Annotated in this window: 9 protein-coding genes; 8 read left to right on the top strand and 1 reads right to left on the bottom strand. The window is 73.3% G+C overall.

All coding sequences use genetic code 11. The features are described 5' to 3' along the window. Positions 1 to 203 precede the first annotated feature (203 nt). Positions 204 to 2,333, top strand: coding sequence for a primosomal protein N' (locus tag ACFW2Y_RS31790; protein WP_384885988.1), 2,130 nt, complete (start codon positions 204 to 206; stop codon positions 2,331 to 2,333). Between the two features lie 80 nt (positions 2,334 to 2,413). Here ACFW2Y_RS31790 and ACFW2Y_RS31785 read toward each other — a convergent pair whose 3' ends face one another. Next, positions 2,414 to 2,932, bottom strand: coding sequence for a hypothetical protein (locus tag ACFW2Y_RS31785; protein WP_384885986.1), 519 nt, complete (start codon positions 2,930 to 2,932; stop codon positions 2,414 to 2,416). A gap of 229 nt (positions 2,933 to 3,161) precedes the next feature. Between ACFW2Y_RS31785 and fmt the strand changes: the two genes are divergently transcribed. The 7 genes from fmt to ACFW2Y_RS31750 all read left to right on the top strand — a co-directional run bounded on the left by fmt (position 3,162) and on the right by ACFW2Y_RS31750 (position 9,918). Continuing rightward, the gene (fmt, locus tag ACFW2Y_RS31780; protein ID WP_384885984.1) at positions 3,162 to 4,094 is read left to right on the top strand and encodes a methionyl-tRNA formyltransferase; all 933 of its coding nucleotides are present in this window, start codon (positions 3,162 to 3,164) and stop codon (positions 4,092 to 4,094) included. Between the two features lie 72 nt (positions 4,095 to 4,166). Beyond that, positions 4,167 to 5,579 (top strand): RsmB/NOP family class I SAM-dependent RNA methyltransferase, encoded by a 1,413-nt coding sequence (locus ACFW2Y_RS31775; RefSeq protein WP_384885982.1) that lies wholly within the window; start codon positions 4,167 to 4,169, stop codon positions 5,577 to 5,579. A 150-nt stretch (positions 5,580 to 5,729) separates the two neighbouring features. Further along, positions 5,730 to 6,413, top strand: coding sequence for a ribulose-phosphate 3-epimerase (gene rpe, locus ACFW2Y_RS31770; protein ID WP_384885980.1), 684 nt, complete (start codon positions 5,730 to 5,732; stop codon positions 6,411 to 6,413). 107 nt (positions 6,414 to 6,520) lie between these two features. Next, a complete protein-coding gene (locus ACFW2Y_RS31765; RefSeq protein ID WP_384885978.1) occupies positions 6,521 to 7,570 on the top strand; it encodes a sugar-binding transcriptional regulator in 1,050 nt (349 codons plus the stop codon). Between the two features lie 56 nt (positions 7,571 to 7,626). Continuing rightward, a complete protein-coding gene (locus ACFW2Y_RS31760) occupies positions 7,627 to 8,049 on the top strand; it encodes a ribonuclease domain-containing protein (protein ID WP_384885976.1) in 423 nt (140 codons plus the stop codon). Beyond that, positions 8,039 to 8,359: a barstar family protein gene (locus tag ACFW2Y_RS31755; RefSeq protein ID WP_384885975.1), complete on the top strand. Its 321-nt coding sequence runs from the start codon at positions 8,039 to 8,041 to the stop codon at positions 8,357 to 8,359. Before ACFW2Y_RS31760 ends, ACFW2Y_RS31755 begins: the two co-directional genes overlap by 11 nt. 116 nt (positions 8,360 to 8,475) lie before the next feature. Further along, positions 8,476 to 9,918: a GuaB1 family IMP dehydrogenase-related protein gene (locus ACFW2Y_RS31750; RefSeq protein ID WP_384885974.1), complete on the top strand. Its 1,443-nt coding sequence runs from the start codon at positions 8,476 to 8,478 to the stop codon at positions 9,916 to 9,918. Positions 9,919 to 9,947 lie beyond the last annotated feature (29 nt).

The raw sequence follows: 9,947 nt of genomic DNA, 5'->3' as shown, positions 1-9,947 counted from the left end.
CCGATCTACTCCCAGACCGCCGCCTACGGCCACTTCGGCCGCGAGCTGCCGGACTTCACCTGGGAGCGCACGGACCGCGTGGACGCGCTGAAGAAGGCCGCAGGCCTGTAAGCGGGACGCACTCGACCGAAGCCCCGCCCCCTCACGGGGTGCCGGGCTTCGGTCGTGTCCGGCTGTCGGTGACGTCTGGTAGGTATGGGGCCGTGAGCAGCGACAACGAGAAGCACGAGGAGCCCGAGCAGCTCGCGCTCATCCGGGAGACCGTGCGGAAGGCCAAGGTGCCGCGGGCCAAGCCGCGGACCTGGCGGGGGGCTGCGCTGGCCAAGGAGCTGCCGGTCGCCCGGGTCGTCGTCAACAAGGGCGCCCTCCACCTCGACCAGTTCTTCGACTATGCGGTCCCCGAGGAGTTGGACGGGGCAGCCCGGCCCGGGGTCAGGGTCCGGGTGCGCTTCGGCGCGGGCGCCCACCAGGTGAAGAACGGGCGACGCGAAGGCGGTCGGCTCATCGACGGGTTCCTCGTCGAGCGCCGGGCCGCTTCGGACTACTCCGGGCCGCTGGCCGCGCTCGCCGACGTCGTCTCGCCCGAGCCGGTGCTCGGACCCGAACTGCTCGGCCTCGCCCGGGCCGTCGCCGACCGCTACGCGGGAAGCCTCGCCGACGTGCTCCAGCTCGCAGTGCCGCCGCGCAGCGCCCGCGCCGAATCCCGCCCCTCACCGGAACCGCTGCCGCTGCCCGGGCCGCCGGAGCCGGGGAGCTGGGCGCGGTACGAGCGCGGACCGGCCTTCCTGGACTCCCTCGCGCACGGCGGGACTCCCCGCGCCGTGTGGAGCGCTCTACCGGGGCCCCACTGGGCCCAGGAGATCGCCCGGGCCGTCGCCGCCGTCCTCGCCTCCGGGCGGGGCGCCCTCGTCGTCGTCCCCGACGGGCGGGCCGCCGGCCGGGTCGACGCGGCGCTGACCGGGATCCTGGGGGAGGGGCGGCACGCGCTGCTGACCGCCGAGGCGGGCCCCGAGAAGAGGTACGCGCAGTGGCTCGCCGTGCGGCGTGGCGCCGTGCGGGCCGTCGTCGGCACCAGGGCGGCGATGTTCGCTCCCGTGCGGGACCTCGGGCTCGCCGTCATCTGGGACGACGGCGACGGCAGCCACAGCGAGCCGCACGCCCCCCAGCCCCACGCGCGCGAGGTGCTGCTCCTGCGCGCCGCCCGCGACCGTTGCGCCTTCCTCCTCGGCTCTCCGAGCTGCACCGTCGAGGCCGCCCAGCTCGTCGAATCCGGCTGGGCGAAGCCGCTCAGACCGGGGCGGGAGGAAGTCCGCAAGGCGGCCCCCCTGATCCGTACGGTGGGTGACGGCGAACTCGCCCGGGACGAGGCCGCGCGCGCCGCCCGGTTGCCCTCGCTCGCCTGGCAGACCGTACGGGAGGGGCTCCGGACCGGACCGGTCCTCGTACAGGTCCCCCGCCGGGGGTACGTGCCGCGACTGGCGTGCGAGCGATGCCGCACACCCGCCCGCTGCCGACACTGCGCCGGCCCCCTGGAAGCCCCCGAGCAGCAGGAACTGCGCTGTGGCTGGTGCGGACGCGGCGCCGACGACTGGCACTGTGCGGAATGCGGTTCCGTCCGGCTGCGGGCCCAGATCGTGGGCGCGCGACGGACCGCGGAGGAACTCGGCCGGGCCTTTCCCGCAGTTCCGGTACGGACCTCCGGGCGTGATCACGTCCTCGACAGCGTGCCCGGTCGCCCCGCGCTCGTCGTCTCCACGCCCGGGGCCGAACCCGTCGCCGAGGGCGGCTACGCGGCCGCGCTGCTCCTCGACGGCTGGGCCATGCTCGGCCGTCCCGACCTGCGTGCCGGAGAGGAGGCGCTGCGCCGCTGGATCGATGCGGCCTCCCTGGTCCGGGGGCAGGCCGAGGGCGGCACGGTCGTCGTGGTCGCCGAGCCGACGCTCCGTCCGGTGCAGGCGCTCGTCCGCTGGGACCCGGTCGGGCACGCCCAGCGCGAGCTGGCCGAGCGGGCCGAGCTGGGCTTTCCTCCGGTCTCCCGGATGGCGGCCGTGACCGGACCGCCGGCGGCCGTCGAGGGCTTCCTGGCGACGGCCGGGCTGCCCGCCAGTGCCGAAGTGCTCGGGCCCGTGCCGCTGCCCGTCGTCCGCTCCGGAGGTCCTCGCAGGCCGGGCGACCCGCCGGCGGGCGAGCAGTGGGACCGGGCCCTGGTCCGGGTCCCGCGGGGCAGCGGCGCGGCCCTGGCGGCGGCCCTGAAGCAGGCCCGGGCGGCACGGCTGGCACGCGGCGGAGCGGAGCCGGTACGGATCCGCATCGACCCTCCGGACATCGGCTGAGGGGGCGCGCCCGGACGCACCGCGACCGCCCGGCCCCCTTAGCGGGGTGGGCGGCCGTGCTGTCCGCGGGCCCTCGGCGATCAGCCGCTGCGCGGGCCGGGGAGGGCCGAGGCGCGGGTGTCCTCGCGGAGGGCGGAGCTGCCCGAGGTGGGCTGGGGCGGCATCGAGCGGGCGGCGGGTACCGAGGGGAGCGTACGGGGTGCACCGGCCTCCACCGTCTGGTCCTGCTCCACGGCCGCGCCCTGCTGGGGCGCGCGCCGGGCGCCGTAACGGCGGTGGACGGCCTGCTTGGTGACCCCGAGCGCGGAGCCCACCGCGTCCCAGGAGAATCCGAGCGAGCGGTCGAAGTCCACCGCGGCGGTCACCAGGGTCTCGACGCTGTCCCGCAGCTCCTGGGCGAGCCGTACGGTCGGGGCTGGCGCGCGCCCGTAGACGACGAAGCCCGTCGACGGGCCGGAGCGGCGAGGTCGGTAGACGTTGCCCAGCTGGGCCGTGAGCGTGCGCAGTGCGTCCACCTGCCGCCGGACCCGCTCGATGTCCCGCACCAGCAGGTGCAGGCTCGCCCGGGCTTGGGCGTCGTGGGCTGCGTGTTCGGCCATGTGAAAGCCTCTCGAACCGGCATCAAGGGGGCGGGCCGCCGGAGGAGGGAACAGCGACCCGATTCGGTCAATCTCTCTTGACCAACGCGCCACCGGGAGTTGGGTCACGGTGCGGGGGCGTAGACGCATATGCGCAGGGCGCTCGTCCTCCCGTACGCCCCCTCGTGAGGTCCCGCCTAGACTGGTGCGTCGCCCACAACGCCCCCGGAGAGACAGGCAGTCGCCCCCCATGAAGCTCGTCTTCGCAGGCACCCCCGAGGTCGCCGTTCCCGCCCTGGACGCCCTGCTCGCCTCCGGGCGGCACGAGGTGGCCGCCGTGGTCACCCGACCGGACGCCCCGGCGGGGCGCGGTCGGCGGCTCGTCGCCAGCCCGGTGGCCCAGCGGGCGGAGGAGGCCGGGATCGAGGTCCTGAAGCCGGCCAGGCCCCGCGACGAGGACTTCCTCGCCCGGTTGCGGGAGATCGCTCCGGACTGCTGCCCGGTCGTCGCCTACGGCGCCCTGCTGCCGAAGGTCGCCCTCGACATCCCCGCCCGCGGCTGGGTCAACCTGCACTTCTCGCTCCTGCCCGCCTGGCGCGGTGCCGCGCCCGTGCAGCACTCCTTGATGGCCGGCGACCAGGTGACGGGCGCCTCCACCTTCCTGATCGAGGAGGGCCTCGACTCCGGCCCGGTCTACGGGGTCGTCACCGAGGACATCCGTCCCACGGACACCAGCGGCGACCTGCTCACCCGGCTCGCCTTCGCGGGTGCGGGCCTGCTCGCCGCGACCATGGACGGCATCGAGGACGGTGCGCTCCAGGCCGTGCCGCAGCCCGTCGAGGGCATCACCCTCGCCCCCAAGATCCAGGTGGAGGACGCCCACGTCGACTTCGCCGCGCCCGCGCTCCGGGTGGACCGCGTGGTCCGCGGCTGCACCCCCGCCCCCGGTGCCTGGACGGTCTTCCGCGGAGAGCGCCTCAAGCTGATCCAGGTCACCCCCCTGCCGGACCGCACCGACCTCGCCCCGGGCGAACTCGCCGCCGGCAAGAACAACGTCTACGCGGGCACCGGCTCGTACGCCGTCGAACTGCTCTGGGTGCAGCCCCAGGGCAAGAAGCCGATGAAGGCCGCCGACTGGGCCCGCGGGGTGCGCATCGCCCCCGGTGAGCGGCTGGGAGCGTAGGCGCGGGCGGCTCCGCGGGCGACGTAGGCTGGGAGCGTTCGGCCCTCTTCAGCACGTCACGCGGAGCACCTTTTGAGCGAGCAGGCACGTCGTCGTCCCCACAAGCCCTACCGGCGGCCCCAGAAGGACCCCGTCCGGATGCTTGCCTTCGAGGCGTTGAGGGCGGTGGACGAGCGGGACGCCTACGCGAACCTGGTGCTGCCGCCGCTCTTGAAGAAGGCCCGGGAGAAGGGCGACTTCGACGGACGGGACGCAGCGCTCGCGACCGAGCTCGTGTACGGGACGCTGCGCCGGCAGGGCACCTACGACGCGATCATCGCGGCCTGTGTGGACCGGCCGCTGCGCGAGGTCGACCCGCCCGTCCTCGACGTCCTCTCGCTCGGCGCCCACCAACTCCTCGGCACCCGGATCCCGACCCACGCCGCCGTCTCCGCCAGCGTCGAGCTGGCCCGGGTGGTGCTGGGCGACGGCCGGGCCAAGTTCGTGAACGCGGTGCTCCGGAAGATCTCGCAGCAGGACCTCGACACCTGGGTGCAGCAGGTGGCCCCGCCGTACGAGGCGGACGCCGAGGACCACCTCGCCGTCGTCCACTCGCACCCCCGCTGGGTCGTTTCGGCGCTGTGGGACTCCCTCGGCGGTGGTCGCGCAGGGATCGAGGACCTCCTGGAAGCGGACAACGAGCGCCCCGAGGTCACCCTCGTCGCCCGGCCCGGTCGTTCCACCACCGAGGAGCTCGCCGCGGCCACCGAGACCCTGCCGGGCCGCTGGTCGCCGTACGCCCTGCGGATGGTCGAGGGCGGTGAGCCCGGTGCCATCGGGGCGGTGAAGGAGGGGCGGGCGGGGGTCCAGGACGAGGGGAGCCAGCTGGTGGCGATCGCCCTGGCGAACGCCCCCCTGGACGGTGCCGACGACCGCTGGCTCGACGGTTGTGCAGGGCCCGGCGGCAAGGCCGCGCTCCTCGCGGCCCTCGCCTCCGAGCGGGGGGCCGCGCTGCTCGCCTCCGAGAAGCAGCCGCACCGCGCCCGTCTCGTGGAGCGCGCCCTGGCCGGCAACCCCGGCCCCTACCAGGTGATCGCCGCCGACGGCACCCGCCCGCCGTGGCGTCCTGGCTCCTTCGACCGGGTCCTCATGGACGTGCCCTGCTCGGGGCTCGGAGCCCTGCGTCGCCGTCCCGAGGCCCGCTGGCGCCGCCGTCCCGAGGACCTGGACGCCTTCGCCCCGCTCCAGCGGGCCCTGCTCACCGAGGCCCTGCGGGCCGTGCGCGTCGGTGGCGTGGTGGGGTACGCGACCTGTTCGCCGCACCTGGCCGAGACCCGGGTGGTCGTCGACGACGTCCTGAAGAAGGTGGGCGGCGCCGAGCTGATCGACGCCCGCCCGCTGATGCCCGGCGTTCCGGCGCTCGGCGAGGGGCCGGACGTGCAGCTGTGGCCGCATCTGCACGGCACGGACGCCATGTACCTGGCGCTGCTGCGCCGAACCGGCTGACCGTTCGGTCGCCCTCCCCTCGATCGACTGACCGTAATCTCCCGGTCCGTACGGGTCCTGGGCTCGTCACTTCGTACCGAAAGTGGTCTGGACCGGAATCGGAACCGCCCAGCGGCAAAGAAGTGTCCAAGAACGTGGGAGGCTTGGCACATGGCGCAGATCAATCCCAGCATTCTGTCCGCGGACTTCGCTCGGCTCGCCGATGAGGCGAAGGCGGTCGGCGGGGCCGACTGGTTGCACGTCGACGTGATGGACAACCACTTCGTGCCCAACCTGACGCTGGGCGTGCCGATCGTGGAGTCGCTGGCCCGTGCGACGGACACCCCGCTCGACTGCCACCTGATGATCGAGGACCCCGACCGCTGGGCCCCCCAGTACGTGGAGGCCGGCGCGGGATCGGTGACCTTCCACGTCGAGGCGGCTGCCGCACCGGTGCGGCTGGCCCGGGAGATCCGGGCCAAGGGGGCGCGCGCCTCGATGGCGCTCAAGCCGGCCACTCCGATCGAGCCCTACGAGGACCTGCTCCCCGAGCTCGACATGCTGCTCATCATGACCGTCGAGCCGGGCTTCGGCGGGCAGGCCTTCCTCGACATCATGCTGCCCAAGATCCGTCGCACCCGTGAACTGATCTCCAAGCACGGCCTGGAGCTGTGGCTCCAGGTCGACGGAGGGGTGTCCGAGTCCACGATCGAGCGGTGTGCCGAGGCCGGCGCCGACGTCTTCGTCGCCGGTTCCGCGGTGTACGGAGCGGCGGATCCGGCTGGTGCCGTCGCCTCGCTCCGGGCTCGCGCGGAGGCGGCGACGGCCTCTGCCGCGTGGGCGTGTGGCCACTGAGCTTCCGGTGGATGAACGCGGTCCGTCGGGCCGTCGACAGGACTGATCAAGGCCCGCCGCATCTGACAGGATGGACGGCGAGTCCAAAGTGTGAACAGCAGCGGTACGTGAACAGCAGTGAGGAGATCGCGGTGGCGGGAATGTCGGCGGGACGATCAGCCCTGCGGATGGGCCCCGCGGAGCTGGTGCAGGCGGCGGCCATGGCCCGCCGCTTCTACCTCGAGGGCAAGTCCAAGATCCAGATCGCCGAGGAGTTCGGCGTGAGCCGCTTCAAGGTGGCCCGGGTCCTGGAGACCGCCCTGGAGCGCGATCTCGTGCGGATCGAGATCCGCGTACCAGCCGAGCTGGACGCCGAGCGCTCCGACGCGCTGCGGGCCCGCTACGGACTGCGGCACGCGGTCGTCGTGGAGTCCCCGGCGGAGGGTGCCGACGAGTCCCCCGACCCGGAGAACCTCGGAGAGGTCGCGGCCGACCTGCTCGGCGAGCTGGTCACCGAGGGCGACGTCCTCGGCCTGGCCTGGGGCCGCTCCACCATCCACATGGCGGCGGCCCTCGACCGCCTGCCGCCCTGCACCGTCGTCCAGCTCACCGGAGTGTACGACGCCGGGACCGCCGAGCGCGGCTCGGTCGAAGCGGTGCGCCGCGCCGCCCAGGTCTCGGGCGGGGAAGCCCACCCCATCTACGCGCCCATGCTGCTGCCCGACCCGGCGACGGCCGCCGCCCTGCGCAGCCAGACCGGCATCGCGCGTGCCTTCGAGTACTTCGACAAGGTGACCGTGGCCTGCGTCTCCATCGGCTCCTGGGAGCCGGGCATCTCGACCGTGCACGACATGCTCTCCGACGCCGAGCGCGCCCACTACGCCTCACTGGGCGTCGCCGCCGAGATGTCCGCCCACCTCTTCGACGCCGAGGGGCGCCGGGTCGGCCGTGACCTCGGCGAGCGCTGCATCACCGTCGAGGCGGATCGGCTCCGCCGGATCCCCGAGGTCGTCGCGATCGCGGGCGGCCAGCGCAAGGCGGCGGCGATCGGTGCGGTGCTCCGCTCCGGCCTCGTCACCAGCCTGGTCACGGACCGTGCCGCGGCGGACTACCTGCTGACCCAGTCCAACCCGGGCACGCACCCGGCGCTCGACCGCAAGGACCCCGACGGCAGTTGAGCGCCGCCGTCCGTCGGCGAGGGGCCGGAGCCGTTCCGTGACGGTATGTTCAGGGCATGTTGCTCCGGCCCCTGCGCGTGCTCCTCGCGCTCGTCCTCGCCGTCTTCCTGGCCGGGTGCTCCTCGGCCGGTGGCGGTGCCGCCCCGACCGCTCCCCGCACCCCCACGGCAGCCACCGGCGTCGGGGCTTCCGGACTCCCCGTCGTGCGGACGTCGGAGCTGCCGCCCGAGGCGCGCAGGACCCTCGACCTCATCGCACGGGGCGGTCCCTTCCCCTACGCCAAGGACGGCGCCGTCTTCTCGAACTTCGAGCGGTTGCTGCCCCGGGAGGTGCGGGGCTACTACCACGAGTACACCGTGAAGACTCCCGGCGAGCGCGATCGGGGGGCCCGCCGGATCGTGACCGGAGGGAACGGCGAGGCCTACTACACCGCGGACCACTACGCGACCTTCCGGGAGGTGGTCGCCGATGAGGCATGAGGACCCCGTGCTGCTGGACCTGTCCGGAGTCACGGACAAGGCCGTGTTCATGGACCGCGTCACCGAGGTGCTCGCCCTGCCCGACTGGTTCGGTCGCAACTGGGACGCCCTCGCGGACTGCCTCGGCGACCTGCCCGAACCCGTCACCCTCGTCGTGACCGGCTGGCAGGGGTACGCGGAGACCCACCCGCGCGAGTGGCGGACGGCCCAGGAGGTCTTCGCCACGGCCGTCGACGAGAGCCCCAGCGGCCTCTCCGTCCTCCTCGCCCTCGGCACTCCTTCGGAGGATCGCACGAAGCGCCTGTCGTAAGCCTCGGAGGATCAGCCCGGGGCTGGTATGCGTACCGGCGTGGGACAATGAACTACGTGCTTTTTCCCCTGGCTGAAATGCCTAGGGGCCGATCCGAACGACTGGGATGTCAGCACGTGCGTTTCCTCAATGACGTCAAGCCGCCCTACGACCTGACGTACGACGATGTGTTCATGGTGCCGAGCCGCTCGGCCGTCGGTTCCCGCCAGGCGGTGGACCTCTCCTCGCCGGACGGAACCGGGACGACGATCCCGCTCGTCGTGGCGAACATGACCGCCATCGCCGGCCGTCGGATGGCCGAGACCGTCGCCCGCCGCGGCGGGCTGGTCGTCATCCCGCAGGACATCCCGATCGAGGTCGTCACCGACGTCATCGGATGGGTGAAGAGCCGTCACCACGTGCTCGACACCCCGATCGTCCTGGAGCCGCACCAGACCGTCGCCGACGCGCTGTCCCTGCTGCCCAAGCGCGCCCACGACGCCGGTGTCGTCGTCGACGAGAACCGCCGCCCGGTCGGCGTCGTCACCGATGCGGACCTCTCCGGCGTGGACCGCTTCACCCAGCTCTCCGAGGTCATGTCCAAGGACCTGCTGCTCCTGGACGCCGACATCGACCCGCGCGAGGCCTTCAACACCCTCGACGCGGCCAACCGCCGCTACGCCCCCGCGGTGGACGCCGAGGGCAAGCTGGTCGGCATCCTCACCCGCAAGGGCGCCCTGCGCGCGACCCTTTACAGCCCGGCCGTCGACAAGGACGGCAAGCTGCGGATCGCCGCTGCCGTCGGCATCAACGGCGACGTGGCGGGCAAGGCCAAGCAGTTGCTCGACGCGGGTGTCGACACCCTCGTCATCGACACGGCGCACGGCCACCAGGAGTCGATGATCAGCGCGATCCGCACGGTGCGGGCGCTCGACCCGCAGGTGCCGATCGTCGCGGGCAACATCGTCGCCGCCGAGGGCGTCAAGGACCTCGTCGAAGCGGGCGCGGACATCATCAAGGTCGGTGTCGGCCCCGGTGCGATGTGCACCACCCGCATGATGACCGGCGTCGGGCGCCCGCAGTTCTCCGCCGTCCTGGAGTGCGCCGCCGAGGCGAGGAAGTACGGCAAGCACGTCTGGGCCGACGGTGGCGTCCGTCATCCGCGCGACGTCGCCATGGCGCTCGCCGCTGGTGCGTCCAACGTGATGATCGGTTCCTGGTTCGCCGGCACGTACGAGTCCCCGGGCGACCTCCAGCAGGACGCCAACGGCCGGCTCTACAAGGAGTCGTTCGGCATGGCTTCGGCCCGCGCCGTCAAGAACCGGACCTCCGAGGAGTCCGCGTACGACCGTGCCCGCAAGGCGCTGTTCGAGGAGGGCATCTCCACCTCGCGCATGTTCCTCGACCCGCAGCGTCCGGGCGTCGAGGACCTGATCGATTCGATCATCGCGGGCGTCCGTTCCTCCTGCACCTACGCCGGTGCCGCCTCGCTCGCCGAGTTCGAGGAGAAGTCCGTGGTCGGCATCCAGTCCGCCGCCGGCTACGCCGAGGGCAAGCCGCTCCACGCCAGCTGGAGCTAGCCGCTCGTGCGCCGTGGGCCCCGGGAATC

The sequence above is a fragment of the Streptomyces sp. NPDC058877 genome (assembly GCF_042742855.1).
Classification (GTDB): Bacteria; Actinomycetota; Actinomycetes; order Streptomycetales; family Streptomycetaceae; genus Streptomyces.
Note: the sequence above shows the minus strand (reverse complement) of the source record. Positions and strands in the feature narration are given on the sequence as shown.